This is a genomic window from Micromonospora alfalfae (genome assembly GCF_022230925.1).
GTDB lineage: Bacteria > Actinomycetota > Actinomycetes > Mycobacteriales > Micromonosporaceae > Micromonospora > Micromonospora alfalfae.
The window spans coordinates 56,599-75,503 of record NZ_JAKKFH010000001.1 but is presented as its reverse complement, the minus strand read 5'-3'; the positions used below and the strand labels follow the sequence as shown (position 1 = coordinate 75,503).

The 18,905-nt window shown below is 72.0% G+C and carries 19 protein-coding genes; 11 read left to right on the top strand and 8 right to left on the bottom strand.

The features are described 5' to 3' along the window. Nucleotides 1–15: 15 nt before the first annotated feature. Nucleotides 16–555, bottom strand: coding sequence for a DUF1697 domain-containing protein (locus MED01_RS00335; protein WP_238666515.1), 540 nt, complete (start codon nucleotides 553–555; stop codon nucleotides 16–18). A gap of 150 nt (nucleotides 556–705) precedes the next feature. Here MED01_RS00335 and MED01_RS00330 point away from each other — a divergent pair, with 150 nt between their 5' ends. Continuing rightward, entirely contained in the window at nucleotides 706–1,992 is a 1,287-nt protein-coding gene (locus MED01_RS00330; protein ID WP_238666514.1) for a hypothetical protein, read from the top strand. Nucleotides 1,993–2,047: 55 nt separating this feature from the next. Here the strand turns inward: MED01_RS00330 and MED01_RS00325 are convergent, their stop codons facing one another. Together MED01_RS00325 and MED01_RS00320 are read right to left on the bottom strand one after the other, a co-directional pair. Further along, complete coding sequence (locus tag MED01_RS00325) at nucleotides 2,048–2,716, bottom strand: response regulator (protein ID WP_238666513.1); 669 nt, start codon at nucleotides 2,714–2,716, stop codon at nucleotides 2,048–2,050. Next, the gene (locus MED01_RS00320) at nucleotides 2,713–3,870 is read right to left on the bottom strand and encodes a sensor histidine kinase (RefSeq protein WP_238666512.1); all 1,158 of its coding nucleotides are present in this window, start codon (nucleotides 3,868–3,870) and stop codon (nucleotides 2,713–2,715) included. Before MED01_RS00320 ends, MED01_RS00325 begins: the two co-directional genes overlap by 4 nt. A 170-nt stretch (nucleotides 3,871–4,040) precedes the next feature. Here MED01_RS00320 and MED01_RS00315 point away from each other — a divergent pair, with 170 nt between their 5' ends. The 3 genes from MED01_RS00315 to MED01_RS00305 are packed head-to-tail and all read left to right on the top strand — an operon-like array spanning nucleotide 4,041 to nucleotide 8,242. Next, complete coding sequence (locus MED01_RS00315) at nucleotides 4,041–4,790, top strand: ABC transporter ATP-binding protein (protein WP_238666511.1); 750 nt, start codon at nucleotides 4,041–4,043, stop codon at nucleotides 4,788–4,790. Next, nucleotides 4,784–7,213 (top strand): ABC transporter permease, encoded by a 2,430-nt coding sequence (locus MED01_RS00310; RefSeq protein ID WP_238666510.1) that lies wholly within the window; start codon nucleotides 4,784–4,786, stop codon nucleotides 7,211–7,213. Before MED01_RS00315 ends, MED01_RS00310 begins: the two co-directional genes overlap by 7 nt. 42 nt (nucleotides 7,214–7,255) lie before the next feature. Further along, the gene (locus MED01_RS00305; RefSeq protein ID WP_238666509.1) at nucleotides 7,256–8,242 is read left to right on the top strand and encodes a hypothetical protein; all 987 of its coding nucleotides are present in this window, start codon (nucleotides 7,256–7,258) and stop codon (nucleotides 8,240–8,242) included. 1 nt (nucleotide 8,243) lies between these two features. Here the strand turns inward: MED01_RS00305 and MED01_RS00300 are convergent, their stop codons facing one another. Genes MED01_RS00300 through MED01_RS00285 form a run of 4 tightly spaced genes read right to left on the bottom strand, consistent with a single transcriptional unit; the run spans nucleotide 8,244 to nucleotide 11,282 of the window. Then, on the bottom strand, nucleotides 8,244–8,807 hold the full coding sequence (locus tag MED01_RS00300; RefSeq protein WP_238666508.1) for an SOUL family heme-binding protein: 564 nt from the start codon (nucleotides 8,805–8,807) through the stop codon (nucleotides 8,244–8,246). A 32-nt stretch (nucleotides 8,808–8,839) separates the two neighbouring features. Continuing rightward, nucleotides 8,840–9,589, bottom strand: a complete 750-nt coding sequence (locus tag MED01_RS00295) for a YqeB family protein (RefSeq protein ID WP_238666507.1) — start codon at nucleotides 9,587–9,589, stop codon at nucleotides 8,840–8,842. Between the two features lie 2 nt (nucleotides 9,590–9,591). After that, the gene (locus tag MED01_RS00290) at nucleotides 9,592–10,389 is read right to left on the bottom strand and encodes an ABC-2 transporter permease (RefSeq protein ID WP_238666506.1); all 798 of its coding nucleotides are present in this window, start codon (nucleotides 10,387–10,389) and stop codon (nucleotides 9,592–9,594) included. Further along, nucleotides 10,386–11,282 carry an ABC transporter ATP-binding protein gene (locus tag MED01_RS00285; protein WP_238666505.1) on the bottom strand — a complete coding sequence of 299 codons (897 nt, stop codon included), beginning with the start codon at nucleotides 11,280–11,282 and terminating at the stop codon, nucleotides 10,386–10,388. The genes MED01_RS00290 and MED01_RS00285 overlap by 4 nt, the downstream gene beginning before the upstream one ends. Before the next feature lie 133 nt (nucleotides 11,283–11,415). Here MED01_RS00285 and MED01_RS00280 point away from each other — a divergent pair, with 133 nt between their 5' ends. From MED01_RS00280 to MED01_RS00265, 4 genes are all read left to right on the top strand, one after another. After that, complete coding sequence (locus MED01_RS00280) at nucleotides 11,416–12,666, top strand: sensor histidine kinase (protein WP_238666504.1); 1,251 nt, start codon at nucleotides 11,416–11,418, stop codon at nucleotides 12,664–12,666. Then, nucleotides 12,645–13,376 carry a response regulator gene (locus MED01_RS00275; RefSeq protein ID WP_372493553.1) on the top strand — a complete coding sequence of 244 codons (732 nt, stop codon included), beginning with the start codon at nucleotides 12,645–12,647 and terminating at the stop codon, nucleotides 13,374–13,376. The genes MED01_RS00280 and MED01_RS00275 overlap by 22 nt, the downstream gene beginning before the upstream one ends. Before the next feature lie 202 nt (nucleotides 13,377–13,578). Then, entirely contained in the window at nucleotides 13,579–14,898 is a 1,320-nt protein-coding gene (locus tag MED01_RS00270) for an ATP-binding protein (RefSeq protein WP_238666503.1), read from the top strand. 88 nt (nucleotides 14,899–14,986) lie between these two features. Beyond that, entirely contained in the window at nucleotides 14,987–15,397 is a 411-nt protein-coding gene (locus MED01_RS00265) for a hypothetical protein (protein WP_238666502.1), read from the top strand. A 102-nt stretch (nucleotides 15,398–15,499) separates the two neighbouring features. Here the strand turns inward: MED01_RS00265 and MED01_RS00260 are convergent, their stop codons facing one another. Then, nucleotides 15,500–16,279, bottom strand: a complete 780-nt coding sequence (locus MED01_RS00260; RefSeq protein WP_238666501.1) for a D-Ala-D-Ala carboxypeptidase family metallohydrolase — start codon at nucleotides 16,277–16,279, stop codon at nucleotides 15,500–15,502. 305 nt (nucleotides 16,280–16,584) lie between these two features. Between MED01_RS00260 and MED01_RS00255 the strand changes: the two genes are divergently transcribed. From MED01_RS00255 to MED01_RS00245, 3 genes are all read left to right on the top strand, one after another. Then, nucleotides 16,585–17,223, top strand: a complete 639-nt coding sequence (locus MED01_RS00255) for a DUF6642 family protein (protein ID WP_091393643.1) — start codon at nucleotides 16,585–16,587, stop codon at nucleotides 17,221–17,223. 42 nt (nucleotides 17,224–17,265) lie between these two features. Further along, on the top strand, nucleotides 17,266–17,730 hold the full coding sequence (locus tag MED01_RS00250; RefSeq protein ID WP_238666500.1) for a PPOX class F420-dependent oxidoreductase: 465 nt from the start codon (nucleotides 17,266–17,268) through the stop codon (nucleotides 17,728–17,730). Nucleotides 17,731–17,810: 80 nt separating this feature from the next. Continuing rightward, the gene (locus MED01_RS00245; protein ID WP_238666499.1) at nucleotides 17,811–18,872 is read left to right on the top strand and encodes a hypothetical protein; all 1,062 of its coding nucleotides are present in this window, start codon (nucleotides 17,811–17,813) and stop codon (nucleotides 18,870–18,872) included. The last annotated feature ends 33 nt before the right edge of the window (nucleotides 18,873–18,905 follow it).

Below are 18,905 nucleotides of genomic sequence, written 5' to 3'. Positions count from 1 at the left end.
CGACCCCCACAGTGCTCAGGAGGCGGTCAGCTCGGCCAGCGCCCGCACCGACTTCCAGTTGCGGGAGGTGGCCACCACGCCGAGCTTCTTCTCCAGGTACGCGTTGGTGAACTTCGACCGTCCGTAACCGCCGTCGACGTAGTGCAGGAACACCTCCCGACCGGTCACCGTGAACGACACGTTCTCGGCACCGGGCACGGCCAGTGCGTCCACGGCGGACGTCTGCGGTGCGGTGGCGAGGAAGGCCACAAGCAGCCGGGTCGGGTCGTCCTCCCGGTCGGCGTACGGGTTGCCGCCGGCGATCGCGGCCAACTCCCGGCCGCTGCGCACCAGCACCGGCACCGTCAACGCCAGCTCGTCGGTGAGCGCCCGCGCGATGCCGGCGGCCAGCTTCTCCGCGTCGCGCACAGTGCTGCCGAAGGCCACGTTGCCGCTCTGCAGGTACGTCGTGACGTCCTCGTGCCCGAGGTCGGTGACGATCCGGCGCAGGTCGGCCATCGCCAGCCTGGTGGTGCCGACGTTGACCCCGCGCAGCAGGGCGACGTACCGGGTCATCAAGTCCTCCTCTGTCCACATCGGTACGGCGTCAGCCTAGCGGTGTGAGCGGCTCTGTCGGACGGGATCGGTAGGCTTCCAATGCCGGCCGCGACTCAGCGAATCGCCGGCCTTTCCTGGAGGTCAGCTTTGATCCGTTCCCGTTTTGCCGTGGCGATCGCCGTCGCCGCGGCGACGGCGATCGTGGGGCTTCCCACGGCCGCACACGCCGACGAGGTTCCGATCGTCACGTCCGCCCACAGCGACTACGACCTCGATCGGGGCACGTTGCTGGTGTCCATCACGTCACCCAGCGACGTCACCGACGTCCGCGCGCACATCCGCGAGTACAACACCGGGGCGGAGGTCGCCGTTCAGGAGGACTTCTACCTCCAGTCCGGCACCGAGCGTGACGGCGTGTGGCGATCCAACCCGATCGTCCTCGACAAGCTCGGCTACTACCGGGTCGACGTGGAGGTCACCGACGAGGCCGGTCACCACGTCACCCAGACCGATGCCGGCGACCTGGACTACTCGGTGGTCACGTTCTTTGACAACGTCACGCTGAACCGCACCACTGTGACCTATGAAAACCGCAACGTGACGGTGCGGGGATGGCTCAAGGGTCGCTGGCCGGGCAGTGGCGAGATCAGGTCCCTGGGGAGGTTCCCCATGACGGTGAACGCCGACTTCAGTTGGGACGCGGTCACCACCAGGACCGACGGTTCCTTCACCGGCACGGTCACGATCGGCCGCAAGGACGAGCGGGTGTACGCGACGTACACCTACGACAACGACCACCTCTTCCACGGCTCGTCGCGTTCGGCCGAGACCACCATCGCGATCAACAAGCGGCCGATGCGGATCACCATTGGGGCGGATCGACCCAAGATCCTCAAGGATGAGACGGTCACGGTGAGCGGCCAGCTGACCTGGCGGACGCCGGAGGGTTGGGTGCCAGTGCCCAATGTCCAGCCAGGGGTTTCCCTCTGCTCCAGCGTCGACTACTGCCAGACCTACCTCGGCTCCGCCACCACGGACGCGGACGGTCGATACTCGCTGACCGCCTCGCCGTACCAGAGCGGCCGCCTCCAGGTCGGCTACTCGATGGGCGACGAGTTCGTCAGCCCCGCGATCGCCAGCACGAACGTCGCCGTGCTGCAGCCGGCCGCGTTCCGGAACTTCTCGGCGGCCCGGGAGAACGCGACGACGGTGACGCTCAGCGGCGAGATGGAGTTCACCGGCGGTATGTCCCCCGGGACGGTGCCGCTGAAGGTGCAGTTCTCGGCCACCGGTGACGACGGCACCTGGAGCACCCCGGCCACCATCTACGCCGGCGGCAGTTACGACTTCGCCACATCGGTCTACAAGAAGACCGCTGGCTTCTGGCGGGTCGTCTACCCGGGCACTCCGACCGACTTCCAATCCGCGACCAGCGCGTCGGTGTACGTCAGCTGATCGCGGTGAGCGCGGGGGCACCCCTGGCGGGTGCTCCCGCGCCCACCCGTCGGAGCTACCCCGACCGGCCCGGCCCCACCAGGCCCGTCTCGTACGCCACGATGACCAGTTGCGCCCTGTCGCGTACCGCCAGCTTCGTCAGCAGCCGCCCGACGTGCGTCTTGACTGTGGCCTGGCTGAGGTTCAGGTGCGCGGCCAACTCCGCGTTGGACAGGCCCCGGGCGATCAGCGCGAGCACCTCCCGCTCCCGATCGGTCACCCCGTCGAGCTGCCGGGGCAGCGGCCGGGTCGGCTCCGGCTGCCTGGCGAACTCGTCGATCAGCCGGCGGGTCACCGTCGGCGCGAGCAGCCCCTCCCCGGCCGCGACCACCCGAATTCCGGTCAGCAGGTCCGCCGGTGGGGTGTCCTTGAGCAGGAACCCGCTGGCCCCGGCGCGCAGCGCCCCGTAGACGTACTCGTCGAGGTCGAACGTGGTCAGGATGATGACCCGGGTGCCGGCCGTCGCCGGGTCGGCGCAGATCCGCCGGGTCGCCTCGATGCCGTCCATCTCCGGCATCCGGACGTCCATCAGCACCACATCGGGCCGGTGCTGCTCGGTCAACGCGACAGCCTCCACGCCGGTGCCCGCCTCACCGACGGTGGTGCAGTCCGGGCTGAGATCGACCAGCAGCCGGAAACTGCCGCGCAGCAACGCCTGGTCGTCGGCGATCAGCACGCGGATCACGCGGCCACCCGGTAGGGGAGGCTGGCCGTCACCGCGAAGCCGCCGTCGGAGCGCGGGCCGGCGCGGAACTCCCCGCCGTGCAACGCCACCCGTTCCCGCATGCCGATCAACCCGTGCCCCTCCCCGCCGAGCAGGACCGGCCGTTGGCCGTCGTCGGTCACCTCCACCCGCACCTCGTCGGGCAGAACTGTCACAGTGGCCCGGCAGGCGGCCGGCGCCGCGTGCTTCACCACGTTCGTCACCGCCTCCTGCACGATCCGGTACACAGCGAGGCCCACCGAGTCCGGCACCGCGCCGACCGGCTCGTCCCGCCGCACGTCGAGCTGCACGTCGACGCCGCCGATCGCCGCCTGTCGGGCGAGGAGGGGCAACTCGTCCAGTCCGGGTGTCGGCGCGTACGGGCTGTCCTCACGCAACACGCCGAGCACCCGACGTACGTCGGTCAGCGCGGTGCGGCCGGTCTCCTCGATGACCCGCAGCGCGGCGCCCGCCTCGCGCGGGTCGGCCTCGGCGACGTGGTTGGCGACCGCCGCCTTCACCACGATGAGGCTCAGCGTGTGCGCGACCACGTCGTGCAGCTCGCGTGCCACCCGCAACCGCTCCTCGGTGGCGGCCTGACGGACCAACTGGTCACTCTGCCGGCTGGCGAGGGCGCGTCGCTCCCGGATCTGCCAACCGAGCATCCAGGCCGGCGCGACAATGACGGCGGCGTAGACGACAGCGCCGGTCCGCGACCAGAGGTCGCCCGCTGTCAGCACCAGGCCGACGCTCACCAGCGCCAGACAACCGGCGGCGCAGAGCATCGACCGACGCGTCGGCGTCGCCACTGCCACCGTGTAGAAGGACAGGCTGATGGCGAACGCCGGCGCGGCGGCGGCGAAGTTGGGTATCACCGCGGTGATCAGGGAGACGGTGGCGATCGAGCTGATCACGACGGCCACCGTCATCGGCCACCGTCGCCGGACGGCCAACGGCAGCCCGAGGGCCATCCCGACCAGCACCGACACCCAGAGCGGCTCGTGTACGCCGCCGTTCTGCGGCGACTCCAACGCCGCGTACGGGCAGAGCAGCCCACCGACGGCAACAGCCAGCAGGGCGTCCACCGTGTACAGGTCCACCGGCCGCAGTCGTCGGGTCAGCAGGAGAGCGGTCACCCGTGGAACGGTAACGGCCGGGCCGGGTTCGCCGCGTCCGCCTGCGGGTGGTCATCCCGCAGGACGACGCGCTGGCGGTTACGGGCCCCGGAGTCCACCCGCAGGAGGGCCGGAAAGTGCCCGCTCCGGCCCGACGCGCCGTACCCGTCCCATTCGGCACCGTAACGGTCATGACCACAGACACTGTGACCCTGACGGGGCTGCGCGCGGTGTACGGCACCGGAACCCGGCGGGTGGCGGCGCTCGACGGCGTGACCACCGGCTTCGCGAGCGGCACGTTCACTGCGGTGATGGGCCCCTCCGGCTCGGGGAAGTCCACCCTGCTGCACTGCGCGGCGGGGCTGGACCGCCCGACCGAGGGGATCGTCACCATCGACGGCACCAGCCTCAACGACCTCGGTGAGGACGAGCTGACCCGGCTGCGGCGCGACCGGATCGGCTTCGTCTTCCAGGCGTTCAACCTCGTGTCCACGTTGACCGCCGCGCAGAACGTCGAGTTGCCGTCGCGCCTGGCCCGTCGCCGTCCGTCGGCCGGGGACGTGGCCGCCGCGCTCGACGCCGTCGGCCTCGCCGACCGGGCCGGGCACCGGCCGAGTGAGCTGTCCGGCGGGGAGCAGCAACGCGTCGCCGTGGCCCGAGCGTTGCTCACCCGTCCGGCGGTGGTCTTCGCCGACGAGCCGACCGGGGCGTTGGACAGCGCGTCCTCCCGGCAGGTGCTCCGGCTGTTGCGGGCGCTCGTCGACGACCACGGGCAGACGGTGGTGATGGTGACGCACGATCCCGCCGCCGCCGCGTACGCCGATCGGGTCCTCCTGCTCGCCGACGGCCGCGTCGTCGATGAGCTGACCGGCGGGATCACCGCCGCCGCCGTCGCCGCCCGGATCGCCGAGCGCGAGACCGTAGCGGAGTCGTCGTGCTGAGCGTCCGACGGTCGGCCAGCGCGTTCGTGGCCGTCGTCATCGGGGTCACGCTGGTCGCGGCGGCCACAGTGCTGCTCGCCTCCGGCCGTCCGCAGGTGCCGGACCGACTGGCACGGGCCTCGGTCGTGGTGCAGAGCCCCGAGGCAGGTGCGTCAGCTGAGGAGTTCCTGCCGACCCGGCCCTGGTCCGCCAGCGCGGCGGCGGAGCTGGTGGGCAGGCTGTCCGGTCTGCCGGACGTGGTGGCGGCGGTGCCGGACCGCACCTTCTACGCGCAACCGCTCGTCGACGGCCGGCCTTCGGCCGCCGACACCCGGCGGGAGGACGCCCACCAGGGGCACGGCTGGTCCAGCGCCCAACTGGGTGGGCTGCGCCTCACGGCTGGCGAGCCACCCCTCCGGCCCGGCGAGGTGGTGGTCGACAGCGCGCTCGGACTGCGCGCCGGCACACCGGTCACCCTGCTGACAGCCGTGGGCCCGGAGTCGTACACGGTCACCGGTCTGGTCGACGGACCGGGTGTCCATGTCGCGGACGAGGTCGCCGCCGCGCTCGCGCCCGGTGTCCGGGCCATCGGCCTGGTGCTCGCCCCGGACGCCGATCCCGAGCGGGTCGCCACTGCGGCTCGCGGAGTGGTCGGCGACGGCGGACAGGTGCTCACCGGCGCCGCCCGTGGTGCGCTGGAACCGCGCGGCGACGCCCGTACCCGGTGGATCGGCATGCAGGTGCTCACCGCCACGGCGGCCCTCGCCGGCTTCGTCACGGTGTTCGTGGTCGCCTCCACCTTTGCGTTCACCATCACGCAGCGCCGCCGTGAGCTGGGCCTGCTGCGCGCCGTCGGCGCCACCGGACGCCAGGTCCGTCGCATGGTGTACGCCGAGGCGCTCGCCGTCGGCGTCTCGGCGGGACTCGTCGGCCTGCTGGTGGGCGCGGCGCTCGCCCCGTTGCTGGGTCGGCTGCTGGTCGACGTCGGCTACGAACCGTCGACCTTCCGGGTCCGCTACGAACTCTGGCCGGTGGCGGTCTCGCTCGCCGCCGGGCCGGTGATCGCGTTGCTGGCCGTCTGGTCGGCGTCCCGCCGGGCGGCGCGAATCCGTCCGTTGGAGGCGTTACGCGAGGCTGCTGTGGAACAGCGACCGATCGGGCGGCTGCGCGCCGCCACCGGGGTGCTGCTCCTCACGGCGGGGGCCGCGCTCAGTCTCGCCACGGCGACCTCCGACGAGGCGCGGGTGGGGGCGCAGTACGCGCTCTACGCGGTGATGGCGCTGGTGGCCGGCACCACAGTGCTCGCCCCGGTGGTGGTCGGTCCGCTGGTGTGGCTGCTGCGTTCTCCGCTGCGTCGGCCCGGTGGCGCGATCGGCATGCTGGTCCGGGGCGGGGCGTTGACCGCGACCCGCCGGACCGCCGCCGTCGCCGCGCCGGTGCTGCTCACCGTCGCATTCGCGGTGCTGGTGTCCGGGATGGTGCGCACCAGCACCGCCGCGTACGCGGCGGGACGGGCGGACAACGTGAACGCCGGCTGGATCGTCGTGCCGGACCGCGCACCCGGCCTGTCCGACCGGGCCGTCGCCGCGACCGGCGGGACCGCGCTCCTGCCGACCATCGTCTACCGCACCGACCCCGGAACGTCGCCACCGGACCGGCCGATGACAGCGCTCGGCGTGGATCCGGAGGGCTTCGCCGCCGCGAACCGGGTGCTCACCGTCGTCGCCGGTTCGCTGAACGACCTGAGGGGCGGCGACACCGTGGTGGTCGCCGCCTCGGCGAACCGGCTGCCGTCCGAGCCGTACCCGGTGGTCTTCGCCGACGGGACGACTGTGTCGTTGCGCGTCGTCGCGGTGGTCGACGACACCTCGATCCCCGGTGACCTGCTCGTGCCCCGGGCCGTGGTGCGGGCGCACGACCCGTCCGCGCTGACGTCCACCGTGTACGTGCGGGACCGCATCGATCCCCCTGTCGGCGCGCGGATCCTCGACGTCCCGGCCTGGGCGGCCGAGGCGGACGCCGCCGAGGACCGCCTCGTCTGGCTCTTCACGCTGCTGCTGATCGGGGTGTCCGCCGGCTACGGGGCCATCGCGGTGGCCAACACGCTGCTGCTGGCCGCCGCCGGTCGCGCCGCGGACCTGCGGCTGATCCGGCTGGCGGGGGCGACCCGACGGCAGGTCATCTGGCTGGTCACCGCGGAGTCCGCCCTGGTGGTCCTGATCGGCGCGCTGCTGGGCGGGGCTGTCGCGTTCGTCGGTCTGCTCAGCATCAGCGCGGGCCTCGCCGAGCAGGTCGGTGCCCCCGTCGACCTGGTGATGCCGTGGTCGGTGGTCGCCGGGGTGGTGGGGCTGTGCCTGCTGCTCGCGGTGCTGTCCAGTGTGTTGCCGACGTGGCGGCTGTTGCGCCACCGTCCCGCCCGGTCACCGGTCGGCCTCGTCGGATGACCGTGCCCCCCGCGCGTGCCGTGGGCCCGCTACCGTCCACTGATGCGATCCGCGCGCCCGGTCGGGCTGCTCCTCTCCGCCGCCGCCGTCGTGCTCTGGGCGTACGGCATGACCACCTGGCAGCCGCTGACCGAGCCGCTCGGCCCGTGGTCGGAGAGCCTGCCGGGCAACAACGCCTACTGGGCGCGCGACCTGCGGTTCATCGCGATCATGGCGGTGCCGCTCGGGTTGGTGCTGGCCGGCCGGGGGCAGTTGCGCTGGAGTCAACCGGCGGTGGCGCTCGGTGGCTGCTGGGTCGCCGCCGACATAGCGATCGACCGGGCCGACCCGTCCGGCATCGAGGCGACCGTGCTGCTCGCCGTCGCCGGTTGCGGCGTGCTCGGCGTGCTCGCGACGGTTCTGCTGTGGCGGGAGCGTGGCAGGCCGCTGGCCGCCGATCGGAAGAGGCTGACCGGTACGGCCTGCCTGGCCGGGGTGCTGATGCTGGTGGCTGTCGGGATCGAGTCACCAACCGACCGGGAGCCGGAGCTGAACCAGGGCGCCCTGGCCACCGCGGCGCTGCTGGTGGCAGTGGCCGTCGGTGCCGCGCTGGCGGCGGCTCCGGCGCGGACCCGGGCTCGCGTCGGGCTGGCGCTCGGTCTCACCGTGGTGGCGTTGCTCGGCGTCGGGCTGGTCCGTGCCGCCGCGCCCGGCACACGACTGCTGCCGGAGGCCGCTCTCGGGGCGGTGCTGCTCACCGGGGTCACCCTGCTGGCCTGGGACTGGCCGGGCGGTCGGCCGATCTGGTGGCACCACGCCCTGGCCGCTCTCATCGCGTTGGTGGGCCCGCTGGTGTTCCTGGTGGCAATTGCCGTACCCATCATGATCCTGCTGCCGATCGGCGCGACGTTCACCGCGCTCGCCGGCAACAGCCCGATCAACGCCGCGGATTCCGACGTGCTGCTGTCCCTGTTCGGGCTGCTCTCCGGGCTTGCGATGTCCCTGCTGCTGGCTCGGCCGAGGGTCGAGGACCGTCGGCTGCTCCGCTAGCTCACTCGACGACCGGCAGCACCACCTCGTTGCGGCGCAGGAACCACGGCTTCCACGGCGGGTCGAAGCGCGCGTACCGGATGGCGCCGGTCGGTTGCAGCCCGGCCGCGGTCACCGACCGGCCGAGCATCGTGGCCCGCTGGCTGAACGCCTGCTCCGTCCACCGCCCGGAGAACCGCATCGCCGCCGCCAGCCGCGCCGGAACCGCGCGGATCCGCACCCGCGCATCCACCGGCTCGGGCACTGTGGCGGCGGTGAAGCTGGCCGGCATGACGAACTGGATCAGGTACGCGCCCGGCCACTCACCCTCGATCTGCACCACCGGCACGGTCATGGCGATCTTCTCCGAACCGCTGGCCGCCGCCATCGCGGGCGCGGCGGAGCCGATCGGGTGCCGGGCCCGATTGGCACCGCCGATGTACGCGGCCAGCGGCCGGAACGCCTCGATCGGCGCCCTGGTGAACGACGCCTGGATCTGCATCTCGGCCACCAGGTGGGCGGGGTACCGACGCAGCTCGAAGCCGGGGTGTCGGGACACCACCCGGTACGGCTGCTGTTCGGTCATCGCGCGGCTCCCACTGTCTGCTGGGACAGACGCTACCGCCCGTCCGCCTCCCGCTCGGCCGAAGTCGGCCGCTCCGGCCCGGAGGCGAGGGCCCGGGTGGTCAACCGCCAGTATTGCCGCTTGCCCTCGTCGCGCAGCACCACCCCGATCTGGCCCAGCTCGCGGCGCAACTCCCGGGTGTCGTCGCGGCGGTCCCGCTCGATGGCCCGGTCCCGGGCGCGCAGCAGCGCGTCCGCGCCGGCCGGCAACCCGGGCAGGTCCGGAACCCACAGCCGGTACGTCGACCGGTGCGGGTCGTCGTCCGCCCAGCCCCAGCCGTGCTCCCGGAACGCCGCGGCCAGTTGGGCGGCCGGCAGGTCCGTCGACTCCCGGACCAGTTCCGCGCCGTCGGCGTCCAGCAGCACCAGATGTTTGTCGGCGAGGAAGACCACCCGGGTGTCGACCCGGGCGATGGTCCGGTTCTCATCAGAGCGGCGCAGCTGGACCTGCGCCCCGTCGACCGTGACGATCAGCCGTTCGGCGGTGCCGATCCCGGCGATGACCAGGCCGGCCAGGACGCCCACCCCGATGGTGGCGGCGGTGGCCTGCGGCTCGGGCAGCCGGTCCAACCACTCGATCAGGTCGCTGAACGGCACCCAGGGCAGCCGGGCGAGCCAGCCCGTCGCCGCCGCGAGGAGCCATCCGGCGCCCGCGCCGAGCAGCGGGAAGCCACCCCACATGACCGCCAGCTCCAGCGGGCCGCCGCTGACCACAGTGCGCGGACGGTAGCGGGCCACGTCCATGGTCAGGACACCTCGCGGCGCAGCGTCCGGAACAGGCCGGCGGCCAGCGGGAGGACCATCCAGACCAGCAGGGAGACCGCTACCCGGCCCCACTGCTCGCCGGTGACGGCGTCGCTGCTGAACAGCGGTTCCATGGTCTTGCTGGTGTCCAGCCATTCGGACGGACCGCGCAGCGGCTTGACCATCTCGCCGAGCACCCCCCACAGGGTGGGCAGCAGCAGGTAGCCGACGATCGCCAGCGGCGGGTTGAGCAGCAGCAGACCGAAGGCGGCGCCCATCAGCACGCTGGTGACCTGGAGGATCCCCGCGTTCAGGACCAGCGACCAGTCGAACTGCCAGGTGCCCGCCCCGCCGGTGGCGGACGCCACCAGCGTGCCGACGGCGGCGACGGCGAGACTGGCCAGCACCGAGGCGAGCGCGGTCAGTGACACGGCGATCAGCTTCGCGGCGACCACCCGCTCCCGGCGGGGCACCAGGGCGTACGTGGTGAGTGCGGTGCGCTGCGACCACTCACTGGTGATCGACAGGATGCCCAGGACCGGCAGCAGCACCGACACCGGTAGCAGCGAGGGGACGAAGAAGTTGAGGAAGGTCTGGTCGGCGTCCCCGGCGTAGATCAGTTGCAGGGTGACGATCGCGGCGGTGACCAGACCGATGGTGATCATCAGCCAGCGACCGGCCCGGGTGTCGACGAGCTTGCGCACCTCCACGGCGGTGAGCCGGAGCAGCGACGGTCGGCGTACCGCAGTGTGCTGCCGGGGTGCGACGGCACCGGCGGCGGGCGCGGTGGTGGTGGTCATCGGACGGCCTCCTTGGTCGATTCGCCGGCGGTCAGGGTGAGGAAGAGCTGTTCCAGGCCGCCGCCGCTGGCGGGGCGCAGCTCGGCCAACGCGACGCCGGCATCGGCGGCGGCCTGGCCGACCGCCTCGGCGTCGGCCTGCACGAGCAGCCCCTCCGAGCTGTCGGCGGCGCTCAGGTTGGCCACCTCCAGCGCCCGGCGCAGCGCCGCACTGTCGCGGGCCCGGACCACGGTGCCGCCGCCGGCCAGCAACTCGTTCTTGTCGCCCTGGGCCACGATCCGGCCACCCCCGATAACCACCAGCCGGTCCGCGACCGCCTCCACCTCGCGCAGCAGGTGGGAGGAGAGCAGCACGGTGCCGCCCCGGTCGGCGAAGTCGCGCAGCAGGCCGCGCATCCAGAAGATCCCCTCCGGGTCCAGGCCGTTGGCCGGCTCGTCGAGGATCAACACCCGGGGGTCGCCGAGCAGCGCGTGCGCCAGCCCGAGCCGTTGGCGCATTCCCAGCGAGTACGCCCGTACCCGACGCTTCGCGGCCACCGCGTTCAACCCGACCAGGTCGAGCTTCGCGGCGACCTCGCGCCGGTCCAGACCCATCGTGTACGCGGACAGCGTCAACGCCTCGCGGCCGGTGCGCCCGGCGTGCTGGGCGGAGGCGTCCAGCAACACCCCGACCTCCCGCCCCGGGTTGGGCAGTTCCCGGTACGGGTGCCCGGAGACGGTGGCGCGGCCGGCGGTCGGCGCGGTCAGCCCGCAGATCATGCGCATGGTGGTCGACTTGCCGGCCCCGTTGGGTCCGAGGAAGCCGGTGACGGTGCCCGGCTGGCACTGGAACGACACGTCGTCCACGGCCGGGTGTGGCCCGTATCGCTTGGTGAGGTTCTCTACCGTGATCATGCGGTTGAGCCTGCCCGCGCCACCCGGCCATCCGCTGCGGCCAGCGGTCGGTGCCGCGTCGACCTTGGTCGACCGGTGGCTCTCGACTTTGGTAGCTGGTCGGGCCGACCATCGTCTGCCTAGCATGGGCCTCGTGACCAGCATCGCCGTCCCGGAGCACCCCTGGCTGCTGCCAGGGGAGCTGGTGGTGCCGGCCGACAGTGGGCGTCCGCGCCCGCGCCGCACCACCCGCGACTGGATCGTGGACAGCCTCGCGTTCCTGGTCTCCGTGGTCTGGGTGCTGTTCGCCACCGCCGACGCCCTGTCGCCCGACCCGGCGATGGCCGCCCCGCTCCCGCACGACTGGATGACCGGCGCCGACGCGGTGATCGGGCTGGTCTGCTGCGGGCTGCTCTGGTTGCGCCGACGGTGGCCGCTCGGGCTGGTGGTGGCGACGACACCGCTGACCCTGTTCTCGATGGCCGCCGCCATCCCGCTGTTGATCTTCTACTTCACCGTGGTGGTGCACCGACGGACCGCCATCGCGATCGCGGTCACCGGTGCGGGTCTCGTCACCAACCTGGTCTTCAGTTGGACACGCCCGGATCCGAGCATGCCGTACTGGGCCACCGTGTCCTGGGGCGTGGTGCTCAGCTTCTCCGTGCTGGCCTGGGGGATGTTCGTCAGGGCCCGCCGGCAGTTGATCGTGTCGCTGCGCGAGCGGGCCGAGCGGGCCGAGGCGGAGCAGCAGCTGCGGGTCACCCAGGCCCGCCACCTCGAACGCACCCGGATCGCCCGGGAGATGCACGACGTGCTGGCTCACCGGATCTCCCTGCTCAGCCTGCACGCGGGTGCGCTGGAGTTCCGCCCGGACGCGCCGGCCGACGAGGTGGCCCGGGCCGCCGGGGTGATCAGGGGCAGCGCGCACGCCGCCCTCCAGGACCTGCGGGAGGTGATCGGGGTGCTCCGGGCCGAGGACGACGGTGGCGACGCCCCCGAGCCGCCGCAGCCCACCCTCGCCGACCTGCCGGCCCTGATCGCGGAATCACGGTCGGCCGGGGTGCGGGTCAACGTCAGCGACAGCGTCGCCAGCCCGGGGGAGGTGCCGGCGGCGCTGGGCCGGGCCGCGTACCGGATCGTGCAGGAGGGGCTGACCAACGCCCGTAAGCACGCTGCCGGCGCGGCCGTCAGGGTGGACGTGGCCGGCGGTCCGGGCGCCGGGCTGACAGTGGCGATCGGCAACCGGTGGCCGGTCGGGGCGCCGGCCGGCGGCACACTGCCGGGTGCTGGCACCGGCCTGATCGGCATCAGCGAACGGGTCACACTGGCCGGCGGGCGGCTCGCCTACGGTCGTGACGACAGCGGTGACTTCCGGTTGGCCGCCTGGCTGCCGTGGCCGGCGTGACCGGGCCGCCGGACGCGGCCGGGCCGGCCGGCCCGGATGTGCCGCCGGTGCGCGTGCTGATCGTGGACGACGACGCGCTGGTCCGGGCGGGGCTCTCGATGATCCTCGGCGGTCTGCCGGACCTGACGGTGGTCGGCGAGGCGGCCGACGGTGGTGAGGTGCCGGCTGCCGTCGCCGCGTACGCCCCGGACGTGGTGCTGATGGACATCCGGATGCCCCGGGTCGACGGGCTGACCGCCACCGAGGCGCTGCGTGCCCAACCGCACCCGCCGGAGGTGCTGGTGCTGACCACCTTCGACGCGGACGAGCAGGTGCTGCGGGCGCTCCGGGCCGGGGCGGCCGGTTTCCTGCTCAAGGACACCCCGCCGGCGGAGATCGTGCACGCCGTACGCCGGGTCGCGGCGGGCGAGGCGACGCTCTCGCCGACGGTGACCCGGACGTTGATCGCCCACGTGACCGCCGCCGCTCCCGGCCCGGTCGGCCCGGATCCGCGCCGGGCACGGGCGCTGCGACAGCTCACCGGGCTCAGCGAGCGGGAGCGGCAGGTGGCGGTCGCGCTGGGGCGGGGGCACACCAACGCGGAGATCGCGGGGGAGTTGTTCATGAGCGTGGCGACGGTGAAGGCGTACGTCTCCCGGCTGCTGACCCGACTGGAGCTGAACAACCGGGTCCAGGTGGCGCTGCTCGTGCACGACGCCGGCCTGGTCTGACGAGCGGTCGCACCAGGCCAGATTGGCGGGCGCACCAACACGGACGAGGTTACACTCATTTTTGGTTGTTTCATCGTTGGTAGTGTCAGGAGTGACCGTGGACGGCTTTGTCGGGCGGGACCGTGAGCTCCACCTCCTGGGCGGCATGCTGTCCCGCGTGCAACAGGGTGGCCGTGCCGGTCGGCCCGGGCGAGCCCTTCTCATGCGAGGTCGCCGGCGGGTAGGAAAGTCCCGCCTGGTCGAGGAGTTCGTGGAGCGGGCCGGGGTGCCGTACCTCTTCTTCACCGCCTCCGCGCAGCCGGCCGTCGCCGCCGAGCTCGCCCTCTTCGTTGAGGAGGCGGCCGCCTCGACGCTGCCGGGCGCTCAGATTCTGCGTGAACAGCAACCACAGACCTGGGACGCCGCGCTGACCCTGCTCGCGGCCGCGCTGCCGTCCGACCGGCCGAGCGTCGTCGTCCTAGATGAGATGCCGTACCTCATCGCGGGCGACCCGGGCTTCGAGGGAACGCTGCAGAAGGTCTTCGATCGCGAGTTGTCCCGACGGCCGGTCCTCCTGATCTGCGTCGGATCGGACCTGGCCATGATGGAAGCCCTCAACGATTACGGCCGGCCGTTCCACCAGCGCGCCACGGAGATGGTCATTCCGCCGCTGAGCCCGGCCGACGTCAGCGACATGCTCGGCCTGTCCGCCGCCGACGCCTTCGACGCCTACCTGGTCTCCGGCGGTCTGCCGCTGATCCTCGACGAGTGGCCGAACGGTGCATCCGTCCACGAGTATCTGGCCGACGCGGTACGGGATCCGACCTCTGCCCTGCTGGTGAGCGGTGAGCGGGCACTGGCGGCGGAGTTCCCGCCCCAGTCCCAGGCGGGTCTTGTGCTGCGGGCGATCGGCTCCGGTGAACGGACCTTCTCGCTGATCTCCCGCGCGGCAGGGGACCTGCCACAGGCGTCCCTCAACCGCGCCCTGCGCCTGCTGACCCAGAAGCGGGCAGTGGAGGTCGCCGTCCCGCTGTCGACCAAGCCGTCGCGGGAGACCCGGTACGCGGTGGCCGATCCGTATCTGCGCTTCTGGTTGTCGTTCCTGGGGCCGCACCTCCCCGAGATCGAGCGGGGCCGTGGCGACCTGACCCTGGACCGGATCGACCGGTCGTGGACGTCCTGGCGGGGACGGGCCATCGAACCTGTCGTCCGGGAGGCGCTGCGCCGGCTGCCCGGCGACCATCTCCCGGCCGAGGCGACGACCATCGGCGGCTACTGGACCCGGACCAACGACCCGGAGATCGACATAGTCGGCGCCGACCGTGCGCCAGTCGCTCGAAGGATCAGCTTCGTCGGATCGGTCAAGTGGCAGGAGAGCCGACCCTTTGACGCGCATGACCTGGGCCGGCTGCTCCTGCATCGGTCTCTGCTTCCCGGCGCCGACGAGTCGGTACCGGTCGTTGCCGTGTCGCGCAGCGGCACCGCAGTGGACGGCGTTCGGGTGCTGTCGGCGGAGGATCTGCTTACCGCGTACCGGAATTGAACTTTCGTCCGGTGTCCGCCGTATCCATGGCCGAGGATGTCGGTGCGGTAGGTCCGCCGTACCGCTGCCGAACTGCGGGAGGCCTGCCGTGCGAGTTGGTGAGCAGTCGACGGATCCCATCGATCAGGTACTGGGTGAGGTGCCGATGCCGGCACCACTGACCCCCGAGGATGTCCGGCTCGCGGTCCGGGCGGTGGTCGTGCACACCGCCGAGGAGTGGCCCACCGGGCCGCTGTGCCGCAACGACGGCGCTTCCTACCCGTGCCGACTGCACCGCTGGGGGCGTCGGGTGTTGGAGACACACGGGCTCAACGAGCGGCAGATCGAGGCGTTGATCCGGCATGGCAATCCGTTCGTGCACGTGCCGTTTCCGTTCACGGCAACCGGGCCTTCGCGGCAACAGGCCGCGCGGGTCGTCCCCCAGGGGGTACGGCCCACCGCTGCTGGCCGGTCGGTGACTCCCCCCGTCACCGCGCCGCGCTGGCCCCGGGCGAGCTGAGCGCGCTACCCCTCCGCCCACCCGACCCGGGGCGACATGACGTCGGCCCGGCGCGAAGATTCCCCCTCCGCGTCGGGCCGACGTCGCTCTGAGCGGGTGGGCTCAGTTGCCGACCCCGCAGTCCGGGGCGGACCAGCTCGTCGTGTTCGAGCTGTTGTCGCTGTTGTTCTCCCGACGCGAGTCGACGTGCACGTGGTCGTCGTGGTCGGGGTAGCCCGGCCCGTAGATCCCACTGAAGCCGTTGTTACGGGCGCCGCGGGCGACCTGGCACAGCGAGGACGTCCGTGAGGTGACGTCTGCTGCGTTGCCGTACAGGTGCTGGCTGTCTGACGCGCCGCCGACCCGGTTGTTGCAGGCGCGACTGCGGAACCCGCTCGACACGTAGAGCGGTTTGTCGCCGAGGCTCTTGCGCAGCGCCTCCAGCTTCCACATGGTGCGCAGCGCGTTCTGCTTGGTCTGGTTCGCCGACAGCGGGCCGCCGCTCCACCCGCTTCCGCCGCAACCGTTGTCCAGCTCGCTGTAGGTGAAGTGCGCGGGTGTGCAGTCGCTGTCCTGGAGTTGGTACAGCTTGGCGAAGGTCTGTGGGCCGGCGATGCCGTCGGCGCGCAGTCCGTACGCCTGCTGGAACCGCTTGACCGCGGCGGCGGTCTTCGGCCCGTAGCGGCCGTCGTTCTCCACGATGTCCCGGTATCCGGCCCATCCAGCGACCCGGATCTGCAACTGGCGGACGTCGTCGCCGGAGCGCCCCTGGCTCAGGGTGCGGTTCCAGGTGTAACAGCCGTCCGCGTACGCCGCCGGTGCGGCGATCACCGTGGCGATTGCGGCCCCGGGCAGTGCCAGGGCGAATGCGACGGCGACCCGCTTCAAGGTGTTTACGCGCACAGAAGTCCTCCCGATAGGAGAGCGAATGGGGTGGCTCCAGGACATCGACCGAGAAGTCCCGTGATTTCCACCCTCGCACTGATCGGTGCCGTTGGCGGTGGTTAACGAGAATTGTGCTCACAATCCGCTGTCCCTGGGTATTGCCTGGGAATTCGGCTGATTTGCGAAACAGCCATTCCCGACCGATCGCCCCGCCTACGGCGAATAACACCGAACGTCGCAATCTGCTACACCGAGGGCGATGTTCCCGGGGCGATGGTGGCCGGTAACGTCACCTCCGGGTCGGCGGACTGGCGGAGGTGCGCGTGGCACGCGGTGGCGTCTTCTGTGTCGAGGGTCAATGGCACCGTGACCTCAACGAGCGGGGCTCGGTGCTGCCCACGCTGGAGCTGCTGGAGCGGCTGGGCAAGATCCGCTTCATCCACAAGGACGCGGCCACCCGCGACGAGTTGTTCTACTTCCTGGACCGTTGGCTGCTCAAGCAGTACGCCGACCACCGGGTCGGCTTCTTCGCCATGCACGGTGAGCCGAGCCGGCTCTGCCTCACCGACTGGCAGTCGGTGGAGTTGAACGAGGTGGCCGAGCTGATGGCCGGCCGCGCGGAGGGGCGGCGACTCTATTTCGGAAGCTGCTCGGTGCTGCGCGCCTCGGACGCGGTGCTGCGCGAGTTCCTGGAGGTCACCGGCGCCGCTCTGATCTGCGGTTTCACCCGGGAAGTCGACTGGGTCGAATCGGCGGCCTTCGAAACCGTGCTCCTCGACGTGCTCGCCAACGGCCAGCGACACAACGCCGCCGAGCTGCGGATGGGCTCAGCCCACTGGGCGCCGCTCGCGTCGTACCTCGGCTTTCGGGTGATCTACGCCAACGGTCGGGCCTGGCGTCCGTCCGGCCGCCCCCGGGTGCCCACCCAGGCGGTGCACCGCGCCGCGGCCCGACCCCGCTGACCCGCCGCCGGCGCTGCGCCCGCACCCTGGTAGGAACGGGGAATGGCACCCAGCATCGCAAGGAACACCAGTGTCGACCGGGACGGCCTGCTCGACTTCCTCCGGCCGCGACACCGCGTCGTGCTGATGACCACCCGGGCCGACGGGCGACCGCAGTCCTCCCCGGTCTCCGCCGGGGTCGACGGGCAGGGGCGGCTGGTCGTCTCCACCTACCCGGAGCGGGCCAAGGTGAGCAACCTCCGCCGCGACCCCCGGGTGTCGGCCTGCGTGCTCAGCGACGACTGGAACGGCCCCTGGGTGCAGATCGACGGCACCGCCGAGGTGCTCGACCTGCCCGAGGCACTGGAGCCGCTGGTCGAGTACTTCCGCAGCATCTCCGGTGAGCACCCGGACTGGGACGACTACCGGGCGGCCATGGTGCGCCAGGGCAAGTCGCTGATCCGGGTCACCATCGACACCTGGGGTCCGATCGCCACCGGTGGCTTCCCGGCCCGCCTAGCCGACTGACCCTCGTTCGGTGGATCCACCCGCTGGTACGCATCGACTACGGTGAGCCAGGCAAGATCCACTGACCCGAACGGGGACCCATGAGCAACCTTTCTGCTCCTCGCCGGCTGCTCGCCTGGGCGGTGCCGGCCACCCTCGCGTTCGCCGTCGTCGCCCCGGCCCTGCCGGCCCAGGCCGCACCGGCCAACACCCCGAGCCCGGCCGCGGCCGGCCCGGTCGACAAGGACCTCAACGGCGACGGCGTACCGGACCTGGTGACCGTCGGCGGCCCCACGACGGGCCTCGACTCCGGAGTCTGGGCGGCGCGGGGCCGGGTCAACGCGACCACCGGCGTCGGCACTGGCCGCGTGAAGGTCCCGGCGGTGAACATCGGCGTGTATGGCAACGGGGTCTCCGGCAACGACGACCCGGCCGCGGATTTCGACGGCGCCCAGGTGATCACCGGCCGCTTCTTCGGCACCGCGAACCAGGACTTCCTGGCCTACTACCCGGGTGGCGTCAACGCCGGAGGCGGCAGCTTCATCGCGGGCGTCGGCGACGGGACGATGGTGAACCCGTACCGCGGCAGCGGACAGGTCACTCTCATCCGCGAATACTTCGTCGACGAGTACGACAACTCTCCGGTCCAACTCGTCAACGGGTACACGGCCGACGGCGCCGACAGCGGCATCGCGGATCTGCTGGGCATCGTCGGCGACTCGACGAACGGCTACCGCCTTACCTACTACCCGAACATCGGGGCGCCCAGCCTCTACTTCCCTCGTCTGCCGCTGAGCAACGCCACCCCGACCGGCGGCACCGACTGGCAGAACTGGACCCTGGCCAGCACCGAGCTGGCCTCGGGGGCGGCGCTGGTGCTGCGCAACGCCACCACCGGTGACCTCTACCTCTGGCAGGGCGTCACCATGACCGACAACGGCGACGGGACCGGCACGCTCTCCTACACGCAGTACCGGCTCGCCTCCGGCTGGAACGCCGGTGTCGCGATCAGCGGCCTCACCACCGCCGACCTGAACGCCGACGGCGTGGCCGACCTGTGGGCGGTGTTCCCGGACGGCAGTGTGCGCGCGTACCTGATCTCGAACCTCTCCGCCACCAAGCCGGCGAAGATCCGGGCGATCGAGGCGCAGCAGCTCCGCTGACCCGAGCTGTGGGGTCCGTCGGCCGCGGGCGAC

What these genes read in the sequence shown, in the direction of transcription:
- MED01_RS00270 (WP_238666503.1), top strand. Translation starts at nt 13,579, where the DNA reads ATGCGAGGTCGCCGGCGGGTAGGAAAGTCCCGCCTGGTCGAGGAGTTC.
- MED01_RS00245 (WP_238666499.1), top strand. Translation starts at nt 17,811, where the DNA reads ATGAGCAACCTTTCTGCTCCTCGCCGGCTGCTCGCCTGGGCGGTGCCG.
- MED01_RS00285 (WP_238666505.1), bottom strand. Translation starts at nt 11,282, where the DNA reads ATGATCACGGTAGAGAACCTCACCAAGCGATACGGGCCACACCCGGCC.
- MED01_RS00290 (WP_238666506.1), bottom strand. Translation starts at nt 10,389, where the DNA reads ATGACCACCACCACCGCGCCCGCCGCCGGTGCCGTCGCACCCCGGCAG.
- MED01_RS00250 (WP_238666500.1), top strand. Translation starts at nt 17,266, where the DNA reads ATGGCACCCAGCATCGCAAGGAACACCAGTGTCGACCGGGACGGCCTG.
- MED01_RS00315 (WP_238666511.1), top strand. Translation starts at nt 4,041, where the DNA reads ATGACCACAGACACTGTGACCCTGACGGGGCTGCGCGCGGTGTACGGC.
- MED01_RS00335 (WP_238666515.1), bottom strand. Translation starts at nt 555, where the DNA reads ATGACCCGGTACGTCGCCCTGCTGCGCGGGGTCAACGTCGGCACCACC.
- MED01_RS00300 (WP_238666508.1), bottom strand. Translation starts at nt 8,807, where the DNA reads ATGACCGAACAGCAGCCGTACCGGGTGGTGTCCCGACACCCCGGCTTC.
- MED01_RS00295 (WP_238666507.1), bottom strand. Translation starts at nt 9,589, where the DNA reads ATGGACGTGGCCCGCTACCGTCCGCGCACTGTGGTCAGCGGCGGCCCG.
- MED01_RS00305 (WP_238666509.1), top strand. Translation starts at nt 7,256, where the DNA reads ATGCGATCCGCGCGCCCGGTCGGGCTGCTCCTCTCCGCCGCCGCCGTC.